Source organism: Gaoshiqia sediminis, assembly GCF_025907915.1.
In the GTDB taxonomy this organism is placed as follows: Bacteria; Bacteroidota; Bacteroidia; order Bacteroidales; family Prolixibacteraceae; genus Gaoshiqia; species Gaoshiqia sediminis.
In genome coordinates this window covers 72,218-98,679 of record NZ_JAPAAF010000007.1, presented here as the reverse complement: position 1 = coordinate 98,679, position 26,462 = coordinate 72,218, and the positions used below count along the sequence as shown (strand labels likewise).

Annotated in this window: 20 protein-coding genes; 4 read left to right on the top strand and 16 right to left on the bottom strand. The window is 47.8% G+C overall.

All coding sequences use genetic code 11. From position 1 onward, the window contains the following. Nucleotides 1–36: 36 nt before the first annotated feature. Nucleotides 37–2,244: a bifunctional alpha,alpha-trehalose-phosphate synthase (UDP-forming)/trehalose-phosphatase gene (locus N2K84_RS07315; RefSeq protein ID WP_282591139.1), complete on the bottom strand. Its 2,208-nt coding sequence runs from the start codon at nucleotides 2,242–2,244 to the stop codon at nucleotides 37–39. Between the two features lie 292 nt (nucleotides 2,245–2,536). Here N2K84_RS07315 and N2K84_RS07310 point away from each other — a divergent pair, with 292 nt between their 5' ends. From N2K84_RS07310 to N2K84_RS07295, 4 genes are all read left to right on the top strand, one after another. Beyond that, nucleotides 2,537–4,342, top strand: coding sequence for a glycoside hydrolase family 15 protein (locus tag N2K84_RS07310; RefSeq protein WP_282591138.1), 1,806 nt, complete (start codon nucleotides 2,537–2,539; stop codon nucleotides 4,340–4,342). A 306-nt stretch (nucleotides 4,343–4,648) separates the two neighbouring features. Then, nucleotides 4,649–5,998: an OmpP1/FadL family transporter gene (locus tag N2K84_RS07305; RefSeq protein ID WP_282591137.1), complete on the top strand. Its 1,350-nt coding sequence runs from the start codon at nucleotides 4,649–4,651 to the stop codon at nucleotides 5,996–5,998. Nucleotides 5,999–6,287: 289 nt separating this feature from the next. Continuing rightward, nucleotides 6,288–7,508 (top strand): PKD domain-containing protein, encoded by a 1,221-nt coding sequence (locus N2K84_RS07300; RefSeq protein ID WP_282591136.1) that lies wholly within the window; start codon nucleotides 6,288–6,290, stop codon nucleotides 7,506–7,508. Nucleotides 7,509–7,537: 29 nt separating this feature from the next. After that, complete coding sequence (locus N2K84_RS07295; RefSeq protein ID WP_282591135.1) at nucleotides 7,538–9,106, top strand: fibrobacter succinogenes major paralogous domain-containing protein; 1,569 nt, start codon at nucleotides 7,538–7,540, stop codon at nucleotides 9,104–9,106. Nucleotides 9,107–9,170: 64 nt separating this feature from the next. On the opposite strand, the gene N2K84_RS07290 is transcribed toward N2K84_RS07295, so the two are convergent. The 15 genes from N2K84_RS07290 to N2K84_RS07220 all read right to left on the bottom strand — a co-directional run bounded on the left by N2K84_RS07290 (nucleotide 9,171) and on the right by N2K84_RS07220 (nucleotide 26,179). Next, nucleotides 9,171–9,623 carry a GatB/YqeY domain-containing protein gene (locus N2K84_RS07290; RefSeq protein ID WP_282591134.1) on the bottom strand — a complete coding sequence of 151 codons (453 nt, stop codon included), beginning with the start codon at nucleotides 9,621–9,623 and terminating at the stop codon, nucleotides 9,171–9,173. 109 nt (nucleotides 9,624–9,732) lie between these two features. Then, nucleotides 9,733–11,163 (bottom strand): cell division protein FtsZ, encoded by a 1,431-nt coding sequence (gene ftsZ, locus N2K84_RS07285; RefSeq protein WP_282591133.1) that lies wholly within the window; start codon nucleotides 11,161–11,163, stop codon nucleotides 9,733–9,735. A 13-nt stretch (nucleotides 11,164–11,176) separates the two neighbouring features. Next, entirely contained in the window at nucleotides 11,177–12,457 is a 1,281-nt protein-coding gene (gene ftsZ / locus N2K84_RS07280) for a cell division protein FtsZ (protein WP_282591132.1), read from the bottom strand. Between the two features lie 25 nt (nucleotides 12,458–12,482). After that, the gene (gene ftsA / locus N2K84_RS07275; RefSeq protein ID WP_282591131.1) at nucleotides 12,483–13,778 is read right to left on the bottom strand and encodes a cell division protein FtsA; all 1,296 of its coding nucleotides are present in this window, start codon (nucleotides 13,776–13,778) and stop codon (nucleotides 12,483–12,485) included. Nucleotides 13,779–13,783: 5 nt separating this feature from the next. Further along, nucleotides 13,784–14,533: a cell division protein FtsQ/DivIB gene (locus N2K84_RS07270; protein ID WP_282591130.1), complete on the bottom strand. Its 750-nt coding sequence runs from the start codon at nucleotides 14,531–14,533 to the stop codon at nucleotides 13,784–13,786. Continuing rightward, nucleotides 14,526–15,911 (bottom strand): UDP-N-acetylmuramate--L-alanine ligase, encoded by a 1,386-nt coding sequence (gene murC, locus N2K84_RS07265; protein ID WP_282591129.1) that lies wholly within the window; start codon nucleotides 15,909–15,911, stop codon nucleotides 14,526–14,528. The genes N2K84_RS07270 and murC overlap by 8 nt, the downstream gene beginning before the upstream one ends. A 1-nt stretch (nucleotide 15,912) precedes the next feature. Next, the gene (gene murG, locus N2K84_RS07260; protein WP_282591128.1) at nucleotides 15,913–17,010 is read right to left on the bottom strand and encodes an undecaprenyldiphospho-muramoylpentapeptide beta-N-acetylglucosaminyltransferase; all 1,098 of its coding nucleotides are present in this window, start codon (nucleotides 17,008–17,010) and stop codon (nucleotides 15,913–15,915) included. Nucleotide 17,011: 1 nt separating this feature from the next. After that, a complete protein-coding gene (locus N2K84_RS07255) occupies nucleotides 17,012–18,211 on the bottom strand; it encodes an FtsW/RodA/SpoVE family cell cycle protein (protein ID WP_282591127.1) in 1,200 nt (399 codons plus the stop codon). A gap of 66 nt (nucleotides 18,212–18,277) precedes the next feature. Beyond that, nucleotides 18,278–19,615 (bottom strand): UDP-N-acetylmuramoyl-L-alanine--D-glutamate ligase, encoded by a 1,338-nt coding sequence (murD, locus tag N2K84_RS07250; protein ID WP_282591126.1) that lies wholly within the window; start codon nucleotides 19,613–19,615, stop codon nucleotides 18,278–18,280. Nucleotides 19,616–19,617: 2 nt separating this feature from the next. After that, on the bottom strand, nucleotides 19,618–20,868 hold the full coding sequence (gene mraY, locus N2K84_RS07245) for a phospho-N-acetylmuramoyl-pentapeptide-transferase (RefSeq protein ID WP_282591125.1): 1,251 nt from the start codon (nucleotides 20,866–20,868) through the stop codon (nucleotides 19,618–19,620). Nucleotides 20,869–20,881: 13 nt separating this feature from the next. Then, nucleotides 20,882–22,336: a UDP-N-acetylmuramoyl-L-alanyl-D-glutamate--2,6-diaminopimelate ligase gene (locus N2K84_RS07240; RefSeq protein WP_282591124.1), complete on the bottom strand. Its 1,455-nt coding sequence runs from the start codon at nucleotides 22,334–22,336 to the stop codon at nucleotides 20,882–20,884. Then, nucleotides 22,336–24,453 carry a penicillin-binding transpeptidase domain-containing protein gene (locus N2K84_RS07235; protein WP_282591123.1) on the bottom strand — a complete coding sequence of 706 codons (2,118 nt, stop codon included), beginning with the start codon at nucleotides 24,451–24,453 and terminating at the stop codon, nucleotides 22,336–22,338. The genes N2K84_RS07240 and N2K84_RS07235 overlap by 1 nt, the downstream gene beginning before the upstream one ends. Beyond that, nucleotides 24,454–24,822, bottom strand: coding sequence for an FtsL-like putative cell division protein (locus N2K84_RS07230; RefSeq protein ID WP_282591122.1), 369 nt, complete (start codon nucleotides 24,820–24,822; stop codon nucleotides 24,454–24,456). It abuts the gene before it with no gap. Further along, nucleotides 24,819–25,721, bottom strand: a complete 903-nt coding sequence (rsmH, locus tag N2K84_RS07225; RefSeq protein ID WP_282591121.1) for a 16S rRNA (cytosine(1402)-N(4))-methyltransferase RsmH — start codon at nucleotides 25,719–25,721, stop codon at nucleotides 24,819–24,821. Before rsmH ends, N2K84_RS07230 begins: the two co-directional genes overlap by 4 nt. Then, on the bottom strand, nucleotides 25,721–26,179 hold the full coding sequence (locus N2K84_RS07220) for a division/cell wall cluster transcriptional repressor MraZ (protein WP_282591120.1): 459 nt from the start codon (nucleotides 26,177–26,179) through the stop codon (nucleotides 25,721–25,723). The genes rsmH and N2K84_RS07220 overlap by 1 nt, the downstream gene beginning before the upstream one ends. Nucleotides 26,180–26,462: the final 283 nt, after the last annotated feature.

Here is a 26,462-nt window from a genome sequence, read left to right as displayed (position 1 = left end):
ATTGATGATTGCGACAGCCGATAAAACCGCCCATACTTATTCCCCCAACGATTTGAGCAAGGAACGCACCGAGTTGACCGATTCCACTTTATAGGCTGCGGCTGTATTCTTCAAGCCCACTTTTATGGTGATGGCACTTTCAGGCAGTTCACGGAACATGTATTCGTCGGTCCAGTCGTCGCCAATGGCCAGGATGCAGTCGAATTGCTGGTCTTTCAGGAAACGCATGGCGGCCATACCTTTGTTAATACCACCGGCCTTCACCTCAATCACCTTGTTTCCCTCCATCAGCTCCAGGTTGTGGTTCGAGATCCAATCGCGGAGTTCGTCTTTCAAATCGTTGGCGCGCAGTTCGCCTTGCTCAGGCTCTGCTTTACGATAGTGCCACACCAGCGAATAGTTCTTTTCTTCGATAAATGTACCGGGTGTGCGATCTACAAAATTCTCCAAAATGGGGCGGATGATCGGTTTCCAGTTGCTGTTGATGTTATCGATCATTTGCCACTCGCTACCATAGTTTTTCAACCAAACGCCATGTTCCACGATCAGGTTCACGTGATGGTCGCCCAGCCAGCGTTCGAGCGTATCGCGGTCGCGTCCGCTGATAATAGTTACCGTATTTTTTTTATCCTCTTCCAGTTTTACCAGCAATTTATGCAGCTCCTGATCGGGACTGGCAGCCTGCGGATCGTTATGAAAGCCGACCAGCGTACCGTCATAGTCCAAGAAGATTGCCCGTCTTTTCGCTTTCTTAAACTGCCCAACCAAATCTTTTTTAACGGAATTGGTAATCCGTTTGGCCAAAAACTTTTGCTGGATGGCCTCGATTTTTTTCAGGCCTTTCAGAAATTCACTGGCCCATTTAAATACATCGTAGCGGCTGATGCGTTGCTGCAACAGTTTCATTCGTTCACGCTGTTCTTCCAGCGGCATGTTCAGTGCCTGGTAGATCGCTTCGGCAATTTCAGCATCATTATTCGGGTTGATGATGATGGCTTCGCCCATCTCTTTGACAACACCCGCCATTTCGCTCAAGATCATCACACCGGTTTGGTTAACGCGGGAGGCGATGTATTCTTTAGCTACCAGATTCATCCCGTCGCGCACCGGAGTGACCAAGGCCACATCCGAACTGCTGTACAATTCAATCAGGTTATCGAACGGCAGGGAGCGGTAAAAATACCACACCGGCGTATAATTGATCCCGCCAAAACGCCCGTTGATTTTCCCCACCAGCTCATCCACTTCACTTTTCAGCAGTTTGTATTGCTCAACCGCTGCCCGTGAGGGCACCACCAGCATAATCAGGGTGACTTTGTTGCGGAACTGCGGGAAGCGTTCCAGGAACAATTCGAACCCACGCAGCCGATTGGGGATACCCTTGGTATAGTCTAACCGGTCGATCGACAGGATCAGCTTTCGGTCGGGCGAGCCTAAAAAGTACTTTTCCAGTTCGCGGTGCAGTTCCGATTTTTCCTGCAACGATTTCTGAGAAACCTCTTTGGCCTTGCCGCTAAACTTGGCGTAATCGATCCCCATCGGGAAGGCATCGGCCATAATGATGCGATCCTCCATGTGTATTTGGTTGAATGAAACCTCGTAACCCAACAGGCGCCGAACCGAGCTAAAGAAATGTCGTTCGTAATCGTAGGTATGGAACCCAATCAGGTCAGCACCCAGCATACCTTTGATCAGTTCCTTACGCCAGGGCAAAATACGGAACACCTCAAACGAAGGGAAAGGAATGTGCAGGAAAAAGCCAATCGTAACGCCGGGCTTTTCGGCTTTGATCATTTCGGGAACCAGCAGCAGTTGGTAATCGTGCACCCAAATGGTATCACCATCTTCGAGGATTTCCAGCGCTTTATCCGCAAATTTTCGGTTGACCTTGATATAGGCCTCCCAATAATCCGGGTTGTAATCAATAAACTGAGCGAAATAATGGAATAACGGCCAGATGATGTTGTTGGAGAAACCTTCGTAATACAGGTTAATTTCTTCGTTGGAAAGATGAACGGCCACGCAATTCTCGTCCACCAATTTCTCGTCAATCGCTTCCACTTCCTGTTCCGACAAACCATCAGAAGCTATTCCCGACCAGCCAATCCATTGGCCGCCATACTCTTTGTAAATCGAACGCATACCCGTTGCCAGGCCACCCACGCTTGGCGTAACCTGCATGCCTTGAGGCCCATTTTCAATACTTACGGGTAACCGGTTGGATACAATGTGTATTTTGCTCATATCTTATGCCTATTTGATTTTTATTCCTTTTTAAATCTTCTTTCCGACAAACTCAACATCCCGACTTCTTAAATGTTGAATGAATATCTGTACGAAGTGGCCCGTAAACTGGTGGCCGATTTCGAGGATAATTTTGATTTCTAACTGAATTATGCCTTTTTTACGGACTGAAAAATCCGGCATTTCCGTTTGGGGAAAACCAGACCGACGATAGAAAAATAGTTAAATTTTTGTAGTAATCAAAACCACCCAACTACGCAACCGGGATTAAAAAACAATATAACAACGGTTTATGAAAAACTTAAATTACGGAATAATCGGGAATTGCCGGAGCGCTGCCCTGATTTCAGAAACGGGATCCATCGAGTGGATGTGCCTGCCCCAATTTGATTCGTCATCGGTATTTGCTAAAATACTGGACGACAACGTAGGCGGTAGCTTTGAGGTAGTACCCACCTTTTTAGAGCAGATTAAACAATACTACATTCCGCGGACCAACATCCTGGTAACCCGTTTTATCTGTAAAGATGGAATATTCGAAATCCATGATTTTATGCCGCGCTATCAAACCGAGTCCGGAGGCTACTATCTTCCGCCCGATGTAGTGCGTTACTTTAACCATATTGAAGGTGAGCCCGAGTTGGTGGTCAAATACAATCCACGACTGGAATACGCCCGTTTTTCAACCCACAACATCATCGAAGATTGTTACATTAAATCGACCACCGAAAAAGGAGCTTATGATTCACTGTACCTGTATTCGGGCTTTAACCTGCAATCGATCCTGGATGAACGTCCGCTGAAACTTACGGAGGACAATTTCTGTCTGGTGAGCTACAACCAAAAGTTACTGCCCCAGGACGTGAGACGTGAAAAACTGAAACTGGAACGTACCAAGGTTTACTGGCTGAACTGGGCCGAGCGAACCACTTCGTTTAAAAAATATGAAGACGCCATTGTGCGAAGTGCGCTGACACTGAAGATGCTGAGTTTCGACAAAAGCGGGGCAATTTTGGCTGCCCTGACCACCTCGCTGCCCGAAACGGTTGGCGAAGAGCGAAATTGGGACTATCGTTTCTGCTGGATCCGGGACGCTTCGATGGTGGTAAAAATAATGACCTCGCTGGGCCATTTTCGCATGGCGCGACATTACCTGAACTTTATCATCGACATCCTGCCGGATAAGGATGAAAAAATGCAGATCATGTACGGCATTCGCGGCGAGAAGAAACTAACAGAACAGGAGCTGACGCACCTTTCGGGGTACGAAAACTCAGCTCCCGTGCGTATTGGCAACGCAGCCTATAAACAAAAGCAAAACGACATTTACGGCATTCTGCTGGATGTTATTTTTCAGCATTTCGAAATTTACTCCGTCAGCCTAGAGCACAGCGAGGAGTTGTGGACAATCACCCGAAACATTATTAAAGTGGTAGAAACCAACTGGAAAAAGCCCGACCGTGGTATCTGGGAAATCCGCAACGAAAACAAGCATTTCACCTTCAGCAAAGTGCTTTGCTGGGTGGCCGTTGACCGCGCCGTAAAAATCGCCACCCTGCTGAAACGGGATCTTTACATTAAACCGTGGAGCAAACTGCGTGACACCATCAAAGAAGACATTCATCAATACGCATGGTCTGATTCCAGGCAGTCGTTTACCCAGGCTTATGGAAGCAACGACTTGGATGCCTCGGTGTTGCTGATGGAATCGTACGGGTTTATTTCGGCCAATGACCAGCGTTTTGTCGATACCGTGCTGGCCATTCAGAAAGACCTGGAACACAACGGCCTCATGTACCGTTACAAAAATAAAGATGACTTTGGGACTCCGAAATCGGCCTTCACGATTTGTTCGTTCTGGCTCACCAACAGTCTGTATAAAATCGGCCGCAAAAAAGAAGCTTTGGAAAAATTCCATGCTCTGCTGAAATACTCCAACCATCTGGGCCTGTACAGCGAAGATTTGGATTTTGAAACCAAACGCATGCTCGGGAACTTTCCGCAAGCCTATTCGCACCTGGCCCTGATTGAGACTGCCATTACCATTTCGAACGGAGAACTTACGGAGGAAGAAGAAATTAAAGAGTACATTTATTGATTTCTTCGACCCCGAACGACAAGAAAAGAGTACGGGCAGGAGGTGGAAACCGGACGGTGAGGTACTGGGATTGGTCATTGAATAATTAATGATCGGACAGCTGGCGATTGAATTGTTCGTCACTATCTCTTCTCATACCTCTTGCCCATAAATCGTTAATTCCTAATCCTTAATCGACAATACGCTGTCGGAATGATCTCTTGTCCGGCAGATCACTATTCTTCATAAAAACTGATTTGCAGCAGGTCTATTATTTACCTATGTAAATTATTCTACTTTTGTGGCATTTACTAATCTTTTGTTTTTATGAAGAAAACTAATTTATTGACACTTGCCTGCGTCATGGTATCACAGGTAGTTTTTGCCGGTGGTATTTTAACCAATGCCAATCAAAGTGCACAATATGTTCGAATGCTTTCGCGCAACGCCTCACTGGATATTGACGCGGTTTATTACAATCCTGCAGGGTTGGTAAGACTGGAAAATGGCTACCATTTTTCGTTGAACAACCAAAGTATTTTTCAAAACAGGACAATCGAAAATTTATATCCTTTACTCAACGAATCGACTTATGAGGGAGGACTGACTGTTCCGGTTTTTCCTTCAGCTTTTGCGGTTTATAAAAAAGACAGGCTGGCCCTGTCCTTTGGTTTTGGTGTAAATGCAGGTGGCGGAACAGCCGAATACAAAACCGGGTTACCTTCGTTTGAAATCCCGTTTTCTGCGTTGCCAAGTTTAATTACCGGCTTAGGTGTTCCAACTCCAAATTATGCAGCAGACCTGTACTTTAAAGGATCATCGGTCTTCCTGGGCTTTCAGGCCAATGCCTCTTATGAAATCAGCGAAGTAATCAGCGCCTCTGTCGGATTCCGTTACCTGGACGCAGTGAATAAGTATGACGGTCATATTCGCGATATCCTGATCAATCCGCAACATCCGCAAGTAAATCCGCTGGGTGGATTTATACCTGCCCCCGATTTTTTCACCGCTATTGGTCAAAACAACTATGCTGCACTTACTTCGGACAAAGAAGTAGAAGTAAAACAAAAAGGAACTGGCTACACCCCAATCTTAGGGTTGAATATTAAACCCGGCGATCGGCTCAATATCGGGATGAAGTATGAGTTCCGCACAAAACTGGAGATGACCAACGAAACAGAGGTAGATGGTACGGGTGAGTTTCCCGATGGCGACAAATTCCGGAATGATATTCCGGCTATCCTGATGGCAGGTATCGACTATAAACTGTTTGACAATTTTCATGTTTCCTGTTCTTTCAATAATTATTTTGACAAAGGGGCCAACTGGGACGGCAAGGAAAACGAGGTGAAGGAGAACCTGTACGAACTGATGCTGGGCATGGAGTACCAACTGTCGGACATTACCAAAATCAGCGCCGGTTTTATGCATTCCGAAACCGGAGTAGGTCGCGGCTACCAAACGGATATAAGCTACAGCCTGAGTTCCAATTCGGTAGGTTTTGGAATGCAATTCAAGGTAAACGACCGTTTCGATCTTGACTTGGGTGGATTATATACCGCTTATCAGGATGGCTATAAGGAAATTTCTTATCCGGGCATCGGTACATTCAAAGAAATGTACGACAAAACCAACCTGGCTTTTACCATTGGGGTAAGCTACCACCTGTATAAGTAAACAAACCGTTAATAATATCGATTTCAGGAAGGGGCCGCTCAATGAGAGCGCCCCTTTTTCGTTTTCAAAATCGCGTGATTTAGGCCAGCGCTCTCGGGCTGGGTGAACTGGCCCGATCCGCCGCCCTGCCAATACCTTCAACAGCAGGCCCCCAGCAACATAAAATCATCCGGATATATGAAGAATACTCAACATAAATTCCGAACCGTTAGCCTCTTTCTTCGTAAATAAGAAAACTTATCGGTACGAAAAAATGAAGTCATTGCTCAAATCATTATCCTTGGTTATAATGCTGTTATCATCCGCAGCTTATGGATATGGACAGGAAAATTACGCTACCAACGTGCGCACGATGGCTTTGGATGATCAAAAATTATACATTGACTACGATGTGATTGCCGAGGATGGCACGAGGTATTTCTATGTGTCTCTAATTATTAATTATGACGGGAAAGAAGTCATTCCAAATCCGGAACACCTGTCTGGTGACTACGGCCCCGTATCGGCGCCCGGACGAAAAATTATCTCCTGGAACTTTCCTGCTGAATTTATGGAGGATACCAGTAAAATAGCGATAAACGTGATTGCCATCAACCGGGATTATTTACCCAGGGCAGCTTTTAAAACGACTCCGTCCGGCAGAAATTTTTATGCGCCCTGCGAAATCAGGTTTGCCAACAGCTCGATGTACAGCGACCAGTATGAATGGGATTTCGGCGACCCGGATTCGGGTGCTGAAAACTATTCACAGGAGGAAAACCCCGCGCACACCTTCAGCAAGGTTGGGAAATACACCGTTTCATTAACCGCCTATAATTCCGGGTTAAGGCTGAAAAGTACATATTATGAAACCATCACTGTAAAAGACCGCGGAACAACGGCAGCCGACTTTAAAATCGTTGGCTTTGATAATTTAAGCAGCAAGAAAGTTCCGGCAACCCTGGAGTTTATAAACGAATCCATTAATGCCGACAGGTTCAATTGGAATTTCGGCGATCCACAATCGGGACCAGACAAAAACACCTCACCGGAACGAAACCCAAGCCATAAATACAAACATCCGGGCCACTATCAGATTGAACTGACCGTGCGAAATTCCATAAAAGATATCACCTCCACAAAAACCATAGAGATCGACCTGGCAACCACCAATTCAACTCTGTCCAGTAAAAATAATCTAAACGTTCTTTCAACTTTCAAAAAACACAGAACACGAAAAAACCTGTGGTTGGCAGCTGGGATCAGCTCGTTGGGAGCCGGCATTTACACACTTGTGGAATCGAACCGGCTATATGATGATTATCAAATGGCCACGGATGATGCTGAAGATTTACATAGTAAAATCAAGACCTACGACCGGATTACACCAGTGGCATTTGGCATTTCGGCCCTGTGTGCTGTTGAGGTCGTTATCCAGGCCACCAAGCAGTCGAATGCGTCTGATCAACTCAGTTTCCAATTAATTCCTTTGGACGAGGGAGGAGCCGCCAAACTGACGTATCATTTTTAGTAGAAATTGACCTTGAAAAACAAACGATCATGAAACCATTGAACACAACATATTGGCTATCGGTAATTCTAATCAGTCTTCTTGTTTCCTGCGAACGCGAATGGGATAATCCGTTTGACCCGGATAGCCCGAAGGAGACCTGGACACCGGTTGATTTCTCTGTTTCGCAACAGGAAAACTCCCTGCTATTGAGCTGGGGTCAGCTCGCCCCAAACATTTCAGGTTTTAAGATTGAGCGTAAAATAGGTGACGGAGAATGGCAAAGCCTGGGAACGGTGAACGGTTCAACATTTACCTGGACGGATTCGCAGCTGGTTGAAGGGCAAACGCACGAATACCGGCTGAAGGCCTATGCGGGTGAAAATGAAAGCAATGAATTGACTATTAGTGTTACACCAATCTCATTATCAGCAGTTCAGCAGGGAAACACCATCCTGTTGAGCTGGGGCCAGCCCGCCCCAAATATTACAGAATTTAAGATCGAGCGCAAAGTAAGTGACGGAGAATGGCAGAGCCTCGAAACAGTGAACGGGTCAACATTCACTTGGACGGATACGCAGCTGATCGACGAGCAAATGCACGAATATCGGCTGAAGGCCTTTGCGGGTGAAAAAGAAAGCAATATACTGACTGCCAGTGTTACTCCGCTTTTACTGAACGGAACGTTCACGGATGCGCGGGATGGGCGCGAATACAAATGGGTCCGGATCGGTGGACGCAAGTGGATGGCCGAGAACCTCAAATACCGTTTTGTCGATTATGAACTAAGCACTGAAAAGATAAACGGAAGTAACAACACCGAAAATCAATTATTGCCGGGAACCATCTTGGTTTATCAAACCAGCGAGGGCCGGCTCGGCAAAATGCAGATCCAGCAGTATGGCTATGACATGAAAATACGATGGATTACTTACACTAATACCGGCGACGTGCATAGTTCTGGTGAAAACCTGACCATCCGCGGATTCTGGTCGTGCGACCTGGACACAGGCAAAGAAACCACCAGGGATAGCGATTTCTGGTGGGAACAAGTAACGGTTGAAGAACGCTACCTGACCCCCATGAATAAGGCGATATTTTCCCTATACCCCACGGACGCATCATTTGAAGATGCAGTCGTCAATATTGGCATTTTCAGGTACAACAATAACCTGGATAATTTTGATAACTATGGCTATCTATACACCTGGAGAACGACTACCATAGCCGGTTTGTGCCCGGAAGGCTGGCATTTGCCCACCGACGAAGAATGGAAAGAGTTGGAGTTGCAGTTGGGAATGAAGCAAACCGATGCCGACAAAACAAGCTGGCGGGGAACCAACGAAGGCGGCAAACTGAAAGAAACCGGCAGTTCGCCTGATGGCCTATGGAACAGCCCGAATACCGGAGCAACCAACACCAGCGGGTTTACAGCCCGACCCGGTGGAAAATGGCAAAGCGGTTTTATCAATATCACCAAAACTGCCTCATTCTGGTCATCAACTTCCGGAAGTGAAGGAAAGGCCTGGCACCGCGAACTGGCCTATGACCATGCAGACCTGTTCCGCGATCAGGCCAACAAAACAGACGGATTGAGTATCCGTTGCGTACAGGATTAAGGTTTTCCGGTCCTAATCCACACTTCCACTTTGCCCCGATGCACCGAAAGCCTCCAAAAACGTGTTACACCAGCAAAGCCTTCACTTTGTCGGCGATGTCTTTGCCGTCGGCTTTACCTGCCAGTTCTTTGGACGCAATGCCCATCACCTTGCCCATGTCTTTCATGCCACTGGCTCCAATAGTATCAATAATGATCGTCACGGCGGCGGTCAACTCTTGGTCGGTCAGTTTTTTGGGCAGATAGACTTCAAAAACTTCCACCTGCAACATTTCCTCGCCATACAAATCATCGCGGCCCTGCTCTTTGTACAGGTTGGCCGAATCAATTCCCTGTTTGGCCAGCTTCTGGATAATCCGGATCACTTCCTGGTCATCCAGCCCGGCTGAGGCGCCTTTGGCTGTTTTAGCTTCAATCAGCGCTTTTTTCACGTTGCGCAGGGCTTCCAGTTTTGTTTTTTCGCGTGCTTTCATCGCCGCTGTCAAATCGCTGTTTATTTTGTCGAATAAGTTCATCATTTTAGTATTCGTTATTTCATTGTTATTCATTGTCAGGTAGAGTCATTTGTCGGCATTCAGCCGTTACTCTCCTCAGCATTTATAACCAATTCCAAATGCCACCTTCCCATCAATCCACGTTGTCGTGTAAATAAGAATTATTGTCGCGCAGAATGGTTTTATCATCCTCGTCTGGCGACAACGAAAAACGTGACAGTTTTTGCTCAAATTTCTTTCGCACATCCGTGATGTTCATCTTCTTGCGCCGGTAAGCCGGAATGTTTTCCAACTCATCCACCATCTCTTCGGTAGAAGTTGAAAAATCCATCTTTATGCTGAAATCGCTTTCAAACTCGTTCGACTTTGGTTTGCCGTACAAATCGTCGAACTCATCATGTGGGGTGGTACCCACTTCAAACTCGAAGGTTCGCTGGTCTATTTTTGTGGCGAACGAATCACCTGCGTTACCATGCTTACTTTTGGGTGTCATCACCGGGGCCGTGTTTGATGTTGTTTTCGGCTGAGCTTCATCCACCAGCGTGTGATAAGTTTTTTCGGTTTTGCGGGCCGCCATCATTTCGGGGATGCTGCTTACGCTGAAACCAGTGGCAATAACGGTCACCGAGATTTCTTCACCCAAGGTTTCGTCCACGCCGTTCCCCCAAATCAGGTCGGCATCGTGCCCGGCTTTGGCCTGTATGTAATCGGTAATCTGACCAATCTCGTCCATGGTCACTTCCTCGCTGCCTGAAGTAATGTTCAGCAAAATATTTTGCGCCCCGCGAATATCGTTGTTGTTCAGCAACGGTGAGTTCAATGCCTCTTCCACCGCTTTCAGCGCCCGATTCTCACCTTCCGCTTTGGCCGATCCCATCAGGGCCACGCCGCTTTTGCGCATCACGGTCTCCACATCGGCAAAGTCAACATTGATGTAGCCGGGCACGGTAATGATTTCGGCAATCCCTTTGGCGGCAGTGGCCAACACATTGTCGGCTTTGGCAAAGGCCTCGGATATTTTAAAATCGCCGTACATTTCGCGAATCCGTTCGTTGTTGATCACCAACAACGAATCAACGTGGCTTTCCATCTCGGCAATACCGTCAATCGCCTGTTTGATGCGGCGGCGGCCTTCGTTCCGAAACGGCAGCGTGACGATACCCACGGTGAGGATTTTTAAGTCCTTGCACGCTTCGGCAATCACCGGAGCGGCGCCGGTGCCTGTGCCACCACCCATTCCGGCAGTAATGAAAACCATTTTGGTAGTGGCTTCGATGGCTTGTTTCACATCGTTGATATTTTCGATGGCAGCCTCGCGCCCAATTTCAGGCTTGTTGCCAGCCCCGCGCCCTTCGGTAAGCGATGCCCCCAACTGAACACGCAGCGGGATCGGACTGTTTTGCAGGGCTTGGGCATCGGTATTACACACCATAAACCCAACATCTTTTATCCCCTGATGATACATGTGGTTGACCGCGTTGCCACCACCGCCTCCAACACCGATCACTTTGATGATCGCCCCTGAAGATTTTTCCAAATCAAAATTCATAATATCGCTAGACATAGGCTTTCCTTTCTTAATCTTTATCACTTATTGCTTCATCCTGATCATCAAAAAAACGGTTGAACTGGCGCAAAAACCAACTTTCCGTATTTCCGTTTTCCTGCTTTTCTTCAGAGACCAGTTCGCCGGCTCGCCTTTTCGGGGCCGAAGAACTTTTTGGCGCTTTTGCTTTTCCCTTCCGGGGAGTTTGTTTTACCGTCACATCATTGAAAAGATGACCTGAAAATCCGTCATCTTCATCTTCTATATTGATGTCGGGTTCCTGTGTGTTTTCCAGTACAAATTCTTCTACCTGTATCTTGGGCTGAAGCAGGCTGTTTGGATTTTTGTCGAAACGTGTGGCAGCAATGGTTACGCTGATTTTGTTGCCCAGCTTCCGGTCGATCCCGTTACCCCAGATAATGTTGGCATCCTGCCCTGCTTTATCCTGCAAATACTCGATGATATCCCCAATCTCGCCCATCGTGATTTCGTCATCTCCCGAGATGATATTCAGCAGAATATCCTTGGTGCCAAAAATGTCATTGCTGTCGAGCAAGGGCGATTCGAGCGCTTCGTGCACGGCTTTCATGGCCCGGTCGTCACCTTCGGCAATACCGGTTCCCATGATAAACACTTTGCTGTCGGCCATCACGGTTTGCACATCTGCATAATCGATGTTGATATTACCGTGCACGGTAATAATTTCGGCCACGCCCTTCACAGCTGTGGCAATAATGTTGTCGGCTTTTTTGAAAGCCCTGGATGCAGGCAGGTCACCGTATATTTTGTGCAGCTTTTCGTTGCTGATGACCAACATGCTGTCCACATGGTCCTTTAGACGTTCCACTCCTTCGAGGGCCTGCTGAAACCGACGTTTTCCCTCTGCCGGCGCAGGGATGGACACCACGGCAATGGTGAGAATACCCAGTTCGCGTGCCAAGCGGGCAATTACAGGGGCCGCACCGGTACCGGTACCACCACCCATCCCAGCCGTGATAAATAGCATTTTGGTGGTGCCTTCCAGCAGCCGACGCACATCGTCCAGGTTTTCGATGGCCGCCTGTTCGCCGTGCTCGGGCAGGTTGCCGGCACCACGACCTTCGGTAAGCGTTACGCCCAACTGTATTTTTAGGGGCACCGGACTTCCCTGCATGGCTTGTGCGTCGGTGTTGCAGATCAGAAAATCGACCCCCTCAATACCTTCGGTAAACATGTGGTTGACGGCGTTACAACCGGCGCCTCCCACCCCCAGCACTTTGATGATGGACGACCGCGATTGTTCCAGTCCAAAGTTGATAATTTCCTCAATCATAGGCGAGGACTTTATTGTTAATCTATTAGTACATCTCCGTATCCTGTTCCTCCTCAAAGAACAGGGTTACCTGGCGAGCCACTTGCTGTTTCACTTGGCTGAAAAAGCCAGGTTGCGTATTTTTCGGTTTATTTTTCTTGATGCGTTCCCGTCCCTTAGGGGATGAATTTTCAGTTTCGTTCATCGCAGTCAGGAACAGGCCAAGCACAGTTGCATGGCGAGGATCTTCCAGTTCTTTCCATTGGGCATCCAGTTTCAAGCGGGGAACCCCCTTCCGTACGTCCATACCGGTACGATACTTGATCAGTTGACTGAGGTTCGGCAACAAGGCCGTTCCGCCGGTAAGCACAATTCCGGCCCCCACTTTTTCGAGACAACCTGATTTTTCAACCTGAAAGAAGAAAGCATCGACAATCTCTTCCATGCGGGCCTGGATGATGTGGGCCAGACTACGGAAGGAAATTTCTTTCGGCTCCCAGCCTGAGATCCCCGGGATTGTAACCACCTTATCTTCGGGCGCAAAGTCGCCAATAGCCTGACCAAACTGTACTTTTAGCGATTCGGCCTGCCGGGCCAAAATGGAGCATCCTTCTTTGATATCGTGGGTCAGCACATTTCCGCCAAAGGGGATAAGCGATGAGTAGCACAACACGCCATCGTGGTAGATGGCCATTTTGGTAGTTCCGCCACCAATGTCGAGCAGGATCACACCCGCCTCTTTTTCATCTTCCGACAACAAGGCTTCGGACGAGGCCAGCGGATCGATCAGGCTTCGTTTCATTTGTATGCCGGCCCGGTCGAAACACATCTTCAGGTTGTTTTCGTATGCTTCGGGGGCTACAAGAAGCTTGAAATCCACTTCCAGCTTTTCGCCGGTGATACCGACCGGATTTGGAATGCCCGCCTCCTGATCGATGCTATACAATTGCGGCACGGCCTGGTAAATTTTATAGCCATCCGGCAACTGTACCTTTTGCGCCTGCTGAAACAGGAATTCCACGTCTTCTTCGGATACAATGCGGCTATCGCCGATGTACCTTTCTGCCTTGAGCGTAAAGGTTTTCAGTTGCTGGCCGACAATATTGACATACACCTCGTCAATGTCTCCCTCAAAAGCATCTTCCGCCTGACGAATTGCTTCGTGAATGGCCTGGAAGGCCTCTTCGATATTCAGCACTACGCCACGCTTCACGCCCATGGAACGGTTTTTTCCAACACCCAAAATTTCGATTTTACCCTCTTCGGTTTTTCGTCCGGCAACTACGACCACCTTGGTGGTCCCTACATCGACAGCTGCGACTATGTTATTGCTTCTGGCCATAAGCTTTACTTTTTAGTACAAACAACCTGATTTTTATATTTTAAACTGATCTTCTTATAACGTGCCCAACCTGTTTGTTCAAACCCCTGCTCATACAAGGCTTTCAGGTTTCGCAATTTTTCTTGATAATCCACCGGTTCGCCAAACTCGATCAGCTGATCGCCGATGAGAGGCACCAAAATAATTTCGCCGTCTGCTTCCACATGCACCTGCCGGATCTGAGCTTTCCAAAAATCATCACCCTCAATATAATTCACGAAAGGAAGCACTTTTTCGCGGGCATAGTTCTCACCAGCTTTTCCGGTAACCAGCAGCACATGGGCCGTGAATTTCGGATTGGCCGGGATGCTGACACCTTCATCGTCCATGTAAAAGTCACTATTGCCGTTGATCACCCGAAAGAGCGGATCCCGCTGATGTACTTCCACCACCAGCTTCCCGTTAAAGTCGAGCCGGTCGCCGGTAACATGACGGAACACTTCGGCATTTTTTATCGCCGGGGTTTTCTCCAGTTGTACCTCCAGCGCTTCGGTATTGATGGCGTTCAGCTGCTTTTCCAGCAGTTTGCCATCCGCCTTTCGAATGAGCCGTGTAATTTCCTCCTCATCAATAAAACGGGGCGAACCATCGGGAATGATCACCTTCAGCTCGTTGCACATCACTTTCGACAACTTGCCGGAAGAAAATGCCAGTGAGCTGATGATGACTGCCACCATCAAAACAAACAACGCTATATTTAATAACTTTTTAAACATGGTCTTTCTCCATCAATATCTTTCTAACCGGTTCCACCAGCGTATCAATGTCGCCGGCGCCCATCATCAGCACCACGCCGGGTTTTATATACTTTGCCACTTCGGTTAAATCTGACTTCGTAATCAGCTGCTTTTGTTCGTTCGTTAGCAAGTCAAAAATCAATGTTGAACTTACTCCCGGCATGGGTTTTTCGCGCGCCGGATAAATGTCGAGCAGGATAACCTCGTCCAACTGGCTGAGCTCGCGAGCAAACTCGTGATAAAAATCGTTGGTACGGCTGAACAGGTGTGGCTGAAAAATCCCGGTCAACCACCGGCCCGCAAACATGGCCTTCACCGAACTGATCGTTGCTTTCAGCTCTTCGGGGTGATGCGCATAATCGTCGATCAGCAGATAATTCCCGCTCCGGTAGCGCACATCAAAACGGCGCTTTACCCCTTGGTAGGATGCTAAAGCAGCTTTCAGTTCTTCCTCGTTTACACCAGCCAAGATGGCCAAAGATGATGCCGCCACGGCATTTTCCACATTTAACAGTCCCGGATAATTTAGCCGTAAATTTTCAATTTTACCTGTTGGATGGACCAGATCAAACTGGTAGGCCTCATCAATCAATTCCAGGTTTACAGCCTGAAAATCTGCCTGTTCGTTTATTGAATATGAATAGTGGCTGATCTGCCTATTCCGGCTTTGAACAATCGGCAAGCCTCTTTTCACTACTACCGCGCCGCCCGGCTTAACCTGTGCCACAAAATCGTTGAACGATTCGATGATGGCTTCGTGGCTTCCGTAAATATCCAAATGATCGGCATCCATCGAAGTAACTACGGCCAAATCGGGGAACAGACGCAGGAACGAGCGGTCGAACTCATCGGCTTCGGCCACGATCCACTCGCTGACTGATGAAAGCAGCAGGTTGGTTTGGTAATTTTTTGAAATACCTCCCAGAAAAGCAGAGCAATCGAGCCGGGAGCTTTTCAGGATGTGGGCCAACATAGTGGAAACAGTTGTTTTTCCATGAGTACCAGCCACAGCGCAGGTTTTTGCCCCGGAACAAATCATCCCCAACACCTCCGAACGTTTTTTCAGCTGAAAACCATTATTTTCCAGAAAAATCCGTTCGCTCATATCTGCCGGAACAGCTGGAGTTAAAACTACCAGTGTTTCTTCCTTTTTCAATTCGGTCGCTACCCAATCCGGCCGGTCGTCGTAATGAATGTCAATTCCTTCATCAACCAATTCCTTGGTCAAAGCAGTTTCCGTGCGGTCGTAACCTGACACCACAAAACCGGCATGTTTAAAGTAACGTGCCAATGCGCTCATCCCAATTCCCCCGATACCGAGGAAATACACCACTCTGATGTCGTTCAACCCTGTCATCCTATTTTAGTTCGTTTAAAATCACGTTTACAATGTCACTGGTTGCATTCGGCCTGGCCAGCTTTAGGCTGTTGGCCGAGAGGGTCGCCAGTCTTTTAGTATCTTTCACGAGCTCAAAAGCTTCGCGGAAAAGCTCTCTTTTTGCATCGACATCTTTCACTAAAACGGCGGCATCGTTCTCGACCAACGCCAGCGCGTTTTTGGTTTGATGGTCCTCGGCTACATTGGGCGATGGCACCAGCACCGATGGTTTTCCCAATAGACATAGTTCGGAGATAGTCCCCGCCCCTGCCCTGGAAATCACCAGGTCAGCCACTTTATAGGCGAAATCCATGTTCGACAAAAACTCAACCGGCTTCAGGTTTTCAGGCTGAATGCCTTTCAGCCGTTCCAACATTTCGTTGTAATAAATTTTGCCGGTTTGCCACAACACCTGCACCCCACTTTGAGCTATCAGCTCCAGATTAACTATCACCGCTTCGTTCAGGGTACGCGCCCCCAAACTGCCGCCAACAATAAGGACAACCAGCTTATCCGGGGTCAATCCGAATTCCTTTAAGGCTTCGGCTTTATCAACCGGGAGCAAAAGGTTTTGGCGCACCGGGTTTCCGGTCAGCACAATTTTTTGAGCCGGGAAGTAGCGTTCCATATTCGGGTAGGCCACACAGATTTTACGAACTTTCGTTGACAGCAACTTATTGGTGACCCCGGCATACGAATTCTGTTCCTGTAAAATGGCCGGGACGCCTTTGCGAACAGCGGCTTTCAGCACGGGCCCGCTGGCAAAGCCACCCACCCCAATAGCCACATCCGGTTGAAAATCATCGATCACTTTCCGGGCCTTGCGCATACTTTGGTACAGCATCCACAGAAAGCGGAACATCTTCAGCGAAGCTTTTCGCGGCAAACCCATCACCGGCAAACCAACAATGGGATAACCGGCGGCAGGCACTCGCTCCATCTCCATTTTGCCCAAGGCGCCAACAAACAGGATTTCGACACCGGGAACCCGCGCCTTTAGCTCGTTGGCAATGGAAAGAGCCGGAAAAATATGGCCTCCGGTACCGCCTCCGCTGATGATGACTTTCAATTTCTTCATATTATAATTCCTGATCTTCATCCGGCAAATTAACCATCACCGGTTGTTCAGTAACTTCTTTGTTTTTCTGGTTATGATGGCTCACCGACAAGATCACCCCAAACGAAACAGCCGAGAACAACATGGAAGTCCCCCCCATGCTGATCCAGGGCAAGGGCTGACCGGTAACCGGTGCAACACCAACAGATACCGACATGTTAATGATGGCCTGAAACGTAGGTAACAACACGAGCCCCGCGGTTAGAAAGGCCGGATACGTTCGGGTTGACCGCCTCACAATGACCACCCCGCGATATAAAAACACCATAAACAGGAACACTACCGAAAATCCGCCCCAGATACCATATTCCTCGATAATGATCGCATAAATAAAGTCGTTATAAGCAGCCTCCATGTAATTACTCACCTCGCTCCCTCCGGGCTTTTTCCCCAGAAAGCCACCTTCATAAATAGCCAGTTTGGCGTAATCGGCCTGAGTGGTGCCTTCATCGGCATCATCGTCACCATAAACGAAATCATCGATACGTTCCTTAAATGTATGCACACGCCCGGCCCAGGACGGCAGGTAATCAGCCGTAAAATAAATGGCCGCCAACAACATGAGCCCGGCCAACATTGTCAATAACAAATATCTTAATGGAATGCGCCCAATGTACATTAGGACCATGATGCTCCCAAAAATCAAGGCAGAGGTTGAAATATCGCCATAAAAAATCAGGCCGCACACCACCGCGCTACTGCCCATGATCCAAACGAAAGCCTTTTTCAGTTCATCTTTTGATTTTTGGTGCCTGGCCAAAATTTTGGCGACAAACATCACCAGGGAAATTTTGGCCAGCTCGGCAGGCTGAAAACTGAGAAAGCCCAAATCGAGCGAACGCGGTGTTGGTTTGGAAGGGGTCAGCTTATACTGAACGATAGCCGCCAACAGCGCAAAAATGGTAATCATCAGTAAAAGCGGCGCAATCCACGAATAAAATTTCACGGGGATGACATTCACCAGAAAGGCCATCACGCCAAAACCAAGCAGGATGAAAATGGCCTGCCGGATCATGTAATGCGCAGTTTGTCCTCCAGCCTCGCGATAGGCCAAACGACCGGTGGCACTGTAAACAATCAGGATGGATGCCATCGACAAAAACAGCAACACCATCCAGATCACCCGGTCTCCTTTAATGTATTTTCCCAGCGAGATGTTCATGATTTCAAGTAAAAAAATTAAAAGTCAGCTATTGAGTCCCCAATCCTCTCAATTATCAATCGCCATTCAGAGTTCCCTCACGGCCGTTTTAAACTGACGACCACGATCTTCGTAGTTTTCAAACAGATCGAAACTGGCACAGGCCGGCGACAGCAACACCACTTCGCCATCTTTGGCCAGGTAGTAGGCCGACCGAACGGCATCTTTCATATCCTGTGTTTCAATAATATCGGGCACAATCCCACTGAAAGCCTCCCGAATTTTATGGTTATCAACCCCCAGGCAGATGATGGCTTTTACCTTTTTGCCCACCAAATCTTTCAGGTCGTTGTAATCGTTTCCCTTGTCCACGCCTCCGGCAATCCACACGATCGGCTTATTGATGCACTCCAGGGCATACCAGGTTGAATTAACGTTGGTGGCCTTAGAGTCATTGATAAACTCAATGCCGTGGACTTTCAGGAAACGTTCCAGCCGGTGCTCCACGCCCTTAAAATCGGCAAGACTTTCCCGGATTTTCTCGTTCCTGATCTTCAACACCATCCCGGCAAGCCCGGCTGCCATTGAATTGTAGGTGTTGTGCCTACCCTGTAATGCAATATCAAAAATGGACATAGTAAATGTGTTTTGTTTCCAATTGATGATGATGTTATCCCCTTTTACTCCCGCACCGTTTTCGGGTGCTTCCGTCCAGCCAAAAGGAAGGCAAGTGGCCGGAATATGCCGTTTTTTTAGTTCTTCCCGAATAACCGGATCGTCGGCGCAATAAATGAAAAAATCGTCCGGCGTTTGGTTTTGGATGACGCGAAACTTCGAGTCCACGTAATTCTGCATCTTGTACTCGTACCGGTCCAGATGGTCCGGTGTAATGTTCAGCAATACGGCCACATCGGCTTTAAACTGATACATGTCATCGAGCTGAAAGCTGCTCAATTCAATCACATAGTAATCGAAATCCTTTTCGGCCACCTGCCAGGCAAAACTGCTTCCCACGTTTCCTGCCAGCCCTACGCTTAAACCCGCCTCTTTTAGCAAGTGATAGGTTAGCAGGGTGGTAGTCGTTTTACCGTTGCTGCCGGTAATACAAATGGTTTTGGCGTTGTTGTAACGTCCTGCGAATTCGATTTCCGAGATCACCGGAACCTTCATTTCCCGCAATTTTTTAACCAGGGGCGCTTTCTCTGGTATGCCCGGACTCTTTATCACCAAATCAGCTTTCAGGATTTCGTCTTCCGAATGTTTTCCTTCCTCAAAAGCAATCCGGTACTGTTGCAATATTTTCTTGTACTTGTCCTTAATTTTGCCCAAATCCGAGACAAAAACCCGCAAGCCCTGCTTTTGCGCCAGGATGGCCGAACCTACCCCGCTTTCGCCTGCTCCCAATATGACTACTTTCTCTGCCACGATTACCGCATTTTAAGAGTTGCAATGGTAAATACCGCCAACACAATCCCAACAATCCAGAAGCGGGTTACTATTTTTGGTTCCGGAATGCCCCGTTTTTGATAATGATGATGGATCGGGCTCATCAGGAAGATCCGTCTTCCTTCGCCGTATTTCTTTTTTGTGTATTTGAAATAGCCCACCTGGAGCATCACCGACAGGTTTTCGACCAGGAAGATTCCACACAACAGGGGGATCAGGATTTCTTTGCGGATGATGACCGCAAAAACAGCCAGGATACCACCCAACGCCAAACTGCCGGTATCGCCCATAAACACTTGTGCCGGGAATGAGTTCCACCACAAAAAGCCAACCGTTGCCCCAATAAACGCAGCAATAAACACCGTCAGCTCACCAATATTGGGGATGTACATGATGTTCAGATAATCGGCATAGATAATATTACCGCTCACATATGCCAAAATGCCGAGCGTGGCGCCACTGATAGCCGAAGTACCGGTTGCCAGGCCGTCAATACCATCGGTAAGGTTGGCGGCATTCGATACGGCTGTAATAATCAGAATAATAGCGGCGGCATAGATTAACCAACGCAAGTAGGTGGAACTTTCTCCCACAAAACGGATAACCCACTCATAATCAAACTCGTGATTCTTAATAAACGGAAGTGTGGTTTTAGTCGATTTCACTTCTTCGGTCACAAAGCGAACTTCCTGTTGCCCGGTTTCGTGATCCACCACAATTTCTTTTACAAAGTCGCCTTTGGCATTGCGTACTTTTTCGCGCACCACCACGTCGTCCGACAAATAAAGTGTGGCAGCCACGATAATCCCCAAACTTACCTGTCCCAGGATTTTAAATTTCCCAGCAAGGCCTTGCTTGTCCTTCAGGAAAACTTTGATATAATCGTCGATAAAACCAATGATCCCCAGCCAGAAAGTTGTAATCAGCATCAAGATGATGTAGATGTTGTTGAGCCGGGCAAACAGTAAGGTTGGGATGATGATGGATGCCAAAATGATGAGCCCCCCCATGGTTGGGGTACCTTTTTTCTGCATCTGCCCTTCCAGCCCCAGGTCACGCACTTCCTCACCAATTTGCTTGCGCTGCAACACACGGATCAGTTTTTTGCCAAAACCCATCGTAATAAACAAACTGGTAATGATGGCTGCTGATGCCCGGAACGAAATGTACGGCAACATCCCCAAACCGGGAACATCGTAATCTTTCAACCATTCATACACTAAACTAAACATCGTTTTCTACTTTTTAAATTGCATTAAATATTTCGCTGATTACTTCTTTGTCGTCAAAATGATATTTCACCCCGTTGATTTCCTGATAATCTTCGTGCCCTTTTCCGGCAACCAGGATGATGTCGCCGGGTTGGGCCAACATGCAGGCTGTACGGATGGCTTCTTTCCGGTTCACAATCGAAAGCACTTTCTTGCGTTGGTGCGCTTCCACGCCCACTTCCATATCTGCAATAATTTGCTCGGGCACTTCGGTGCGCGGATTGTCTGAGGTGAGAATGACCCTGTCGCTCTGCAGAACGGCCTCTTTCGCCATTACCGGGCGTTTGGTTTTGTCGCGGTCACCACCAGCGCCAACCACTGTAATCACCTGCTCGTTGCCAGTGCGTATCTCACTGATCCCGCTGAGGACATTTTTCAGTGCATCGGGCGTGTGGGCATAATCCACGATGGCATATTTCCCGTCGGGCGAACGCAAAATCTCAAATCGGCCAGCCACAGGGCGCAGTTCGCTCATGGCCGGAAGAACATCATCCGCTTTTTCGCCTAACAACAAAGCCGTAGCATACACCGACAACAGATTGTAGGCATTGAAAATCCCGGAGAAATGAGTCCACACTTCTGTCCCGTCCACATCCAGCAACATGCCATCGAGGTGCTTTTCCAACACTTTGCATTTGAAGTCGGCCAGCGATTTCAATGCGTAGGTTTTCTGCACAGCCTTTGTATTTTGAAGCATCACGCGACCATTCTTTTCATCGCCATTTGTAAGTGCAAAAGCAGTGGCCGGAAGATTATCGAAAAATTTCTTTTTAGCCTTCAGGTATTCGGCAAAGGTTTTATGGTAATCCAGATGATCGTGAGTCAAGTTGGTGAATATACCGCCATCAAATTCAATTCCCGCAATGCGATCCTGATCGATGGCATGAGAGCTTACCTCCATAAAACAGTATTGGCAGCCAGCATCCACCATGTCGGCCATCAGCGACTGGATTTGCAAGGCATCAGGTGTTGTGTGTGTAGCCGGAAATTCCTCGTCGCCGACGTAATATTTTATCGTGGAAATCAAGCCGGCTTTATAGCCTACTTTTTTAAAGAGACGGTACAGCAAGGTTGCAATGGTGGTTTTTCCGTTTGTCCCGGTAACCCCAACTACTTTCAGGTTCGCCGAAGGATTTCCGTAGTAGTTGGCCGCCAGCAAACCCATTGCCTTCGCTGTATGATCCATTCGCACCAAAGTGGAGGCACCGACCTCAACATCCGACTTTTCGGCAACAATCACCGAAGCGCCGTTCTCCAGGGCTTTTGGTATATAGGCATGCCCGTCAACATGAGTGCCGCTCACAGCTACAAATACGTCGCCGCGTGCCACCTTGCGCGAGTCAAAATGAATTTGCCCGACAGGAACCGACAAATCGCCGCTAACCAGTTCATAATTCAACCCTGAAAGTATTTCATTTAACGTCTTCATCAGCTTAACTCCAAATATATCGTTTGTCCTTTTTTTACCTTGTTCCCGGCCGGCACCGATTGCTTCCTCACCTTGCCCAGTCCGTTCATTTTCACTTTTAAACCGGATTTCTCCAACAGGAACAAGGCATCGGATCCACCCATGCCGATCACATTGGGCACCGAGCCTTCCTGTACATTCAGACCGGCAACTTCGATCTTTTCATCGGTTGCTTTCACTTGGATCAATTCGCCATCCGCAGCCTTTGTGTTAATATCCAAGTCCAGTTCATCCACAGCTTCGGCAATATCATTGCGAAAAGCGGTTTTCACCTCAGGAACTTTTATCAGCTCTTCATCCATTTCATTTCGCGGCTCCAAAAACGAAGCATACACTTTCCCGACAACTTCTTTGAAAACCGGGCCGGCTACAGAGCCACCGTAAAATTTTCCTTTTGGCCCCACAATGACTACGATAACCGAATATTTAGGATCGTCGGCCGGGAAATAACCGGCAAACGAAGCCTGGTAATTTTTTCGTCCACCCTTGGTGTACCCTTCGTTTTGATAGGCCACCTGAGCTGTTCCCGTTTTGCCGGCAATCGGGAAATACGGGTTGTTCAACGATTTTCCGGTACCTTGGGCACAAACCCCTTCTAGCAGTAAACGAGCCTTTGCCAGCGTTTCGCGGGAGCAAATAGCCGGGTTTATCACCTCGGTTTTAAACTCTTTGACCAGCAAGCCATTTTCTTGCACCTCCTTTACAAACTTGGGTTTAACCATTCGGCCGTTGTTTGCAATCGCATTGTAAAAAGTCAGTGTTTGCAGCGGGGTAAGCTTAATTTCATAGCCGTACGAAATCCAAGCCAGCGATGGCCCCCACCAAACCTGATCACCGGGATATTTAATATAGGGCACCCCTTCGCCGGCAAAACCAAGCCCCAGCGGTTTATTTAACCCAAAATTGTAAATCCGGTCGATAAAATCACGCTCTTTGCCTTCGTAATATTTGGTAATGATCTTGGCCACACCAACGTTTGAGGACAACTCAAATATTTTTTTCATACTGATTTTACCGTGTCCACCATGACCATAATCACTATCATAGATGGTCTGTCCGCGGTACTCCCATTTGCCAACGCCGGTATCAAAAACGTCGGATGTATCCACATAGCCGTGTTCCATGGCCACCATCATCGACATCAACTTAAAGGTTGATCCGGGTTCGCTGCAACCGGCATGGCCGAGGGCAAAATTGTACGTTTCTGCATAAGCACCGTCTTTTCGCCGCCCCAGGTTTGCAATCGCTTTTATTTCGCCGGTTTTTACTTCCATCACCACAGCTGTCCCCCACTCGGCCTGCGATTCGAGCATCTGCCGCATCAGCGCATTTTGGGTAAAATCCTGCAGATTCACATTGATGGTGGTCACCACATCTTTCCCATCCTTGGGCTCAACAATCGGGATATCCACCCAATGGCCGGAATAGTTCCGCTTTAATGCCAGCCCATTCTCACCGGCCAGGTAACTTTCCATGATCCCTTCGATGCCGGAATATCCCACGTTTCCATGAATGCCGCCATAAGCGCCTTTGTTTAATGTGCCGATCGTCCGGCTGGCCATATCGCCATGCGGCATCACCCGCTCGCTTTCGCCCACCACGATCAGACCGGAACCAAAATAGCCGCGTTTCATCATTCCCAGCCGTTTGAATTGCTGCAGCTGGTTGTAATTTACCTTCTGCGGATAAACCAGGAACCACCGGTTGCCGTCCCGATAAGCTTTGGTCAGTTTTTGCTTGAACTGGGACTTTGAGATGTTGAACAATTCGGCCACCTGTAAAGAAAACTCATCGGCATGTTCGTCGAACACCCGCTTAACCCGTGGAGCGGCCAAATCGAGCCGCAATTCGTAATAAGGCACAGAAGTTGCCAAAATGCTGCCATCGTCGGCACAAACATTCCCGCGCTTGGCTTGCAATTCGGTGGTATTGGTTTTCAGTTCTTTGGCAATCTGCTCCCACTTTCCGGTGTCAACGGTTTGGATCATAAAAATTTTGACCAAGATGATGACGCCCATCAATATGGCCAAAAAGTAAATGATTCCGAAACGGAACGTTATGTCTTTTCTGATCTCCATTTATTCTTGATCCAATTTCTCTACTTTTAATTTACGCGCCGGCTCCAGCGGCTCCATCAGGTCGAGTCCGCTCGCCCTGACTTTACTGACTATTTCCGAAGGCCTGTTCATCCGCATCAACTCCGTTTCGAAGGTAACAGATTCGGCCCGCAGCTCCTTGATAGAGTCTTGAACCGCCTCAATCTGCCTGATCGTTTTCTCCGACCAGTACCGATTGGCAATCAACAAAATACCAAGAAAAACAATAAAAAAAACGAATGGCAACTCGCGGGTCAGGCGCTCGCTGGCCAGGATGTTTCCTCCCAGGAACGACTTCAGGCTGTTTTTGCGGCCTCTGCCTTTTCCGTCTTTTTGAGCCTCGTTTGTCATACTTTTTCTGCTATTCTTAATTTAGCGCTTCTGGCCCGTGGGTTCCGTTCAATTTCTTCCTCACCCGGTATGATCACCTTTCGGTTGACCGCTACCAGGCTTGAACTGACATTCCCGTAAAAATCTTTCTCCTGCTTTCCTTCGAAATTTCCGGTCCTGATGAAGTTCTTCACCAACCGGTCTTCCAATGAATGGTAAGTAATGACCACCAAGCGGCCCCCGGGTTTCAGCAACCGGGCGCTTTGCTCCAGAAATTCCTTCAGCACATCCAGCTCCCCGTTGGTTTCGATACGCAAAGCCTGGAAAACTTTTGCCAGATATTTAGATTCGTTCTTTCTTGAAACACAAGGTGAAATGGCCTCCTTAAACTGGTCGATAGTACGAATGGGCCTTACCTGTCGGGCAGCCATCAGTTGCTTCACCAAGCGACGGGCATTTTCAACTTCGCCATATTCGCGAAAAACCCTTACCAGCTTCTCCTCGTCGTACTCGTTGATTATATCGGCAGCCGTTTTTGATGCGTTGCGGTTCATGCGCATATCCAGATTGCCGGTAAAACGAAATGAAAAGCCACGCTCGGCCACATCGAAATCGTGCGACGAAACGCCCAGGTCGGCCAAAATGCCATCTACCTGCTCTACCTGATAATACCTCAAAAAATGACGGATATACCTGAAATTATGCCGAATGAAATAAAAGCGCGAATCATCAAAAGCGTTCGCCGCTGCATCCTCATCCTGGTCGAAAGCAAATAATCGACCTGTAGATAACTGATTCAGAATATGACGGGAGTGACCACCCCCACCAAAGGTGACGTCCACGTAGTCACCATCCTTGCGAATGTTTAGTCCCTCAACACTTTCATTCAACAACACCGGTATATGGTAAACTTGTTCCACTATGCTTCCTCCGAATTCCCAAAATACTTTCCAAATAATTCTCCATATCCTTCTCCCGCTCCAAGGTAAGCTTCATACTCCCCGACATCCCACAAGCGGATCCGTTCTCCCTGCCCCACAAAAACCACATCCTTTTTGATGCTTACTTTTTCAAGAAAATTGTTGGGCAAGTTCATCCGGCAGGAGTCAGGGACCTGAATTACTTTGAAGTTTCGGTAAATCAGATCCAGCAAACGACTTTGCTCTCGGTTGTTCCGGTTGAGTTTGGACTTTAAAAAAGCGAGTTGCTCTTCCCAAACTGCCAGCGGATAAATATTCAGGCACTTCTCGTACGGATCCAGCTCGATGGCTAATTGGCCACCGGGAATGCTGCCCCCCATCTCATTTTTGTAGTCGGCAGGCAAAACGACCCTTCCTTTTTCGTCGAGTGTTGCGTTCTTTTCTGCTGAGAAATCCATACGTTAATTGCCTATTTTTCAATTGTAAAATTAGTAAATTCTTATCCAAAAATCCACTTTCAGTCACTTTCAGTCACTTTTTTCCACCAACAAAAACCACCTTACCTGTTTATTTCATGTTAATAACGCAACAAGCCCTGTTAACACAAACCTACTACACACTGATATTATGACACTTAGATTGTCAACACCTGTTTTCAACAGGGGTTAATAAATAGGTTTCATTCGCCAAAAATACAAACACAGCAGCACACCCGCACCAAATCGCATTTATTTTTTCTAT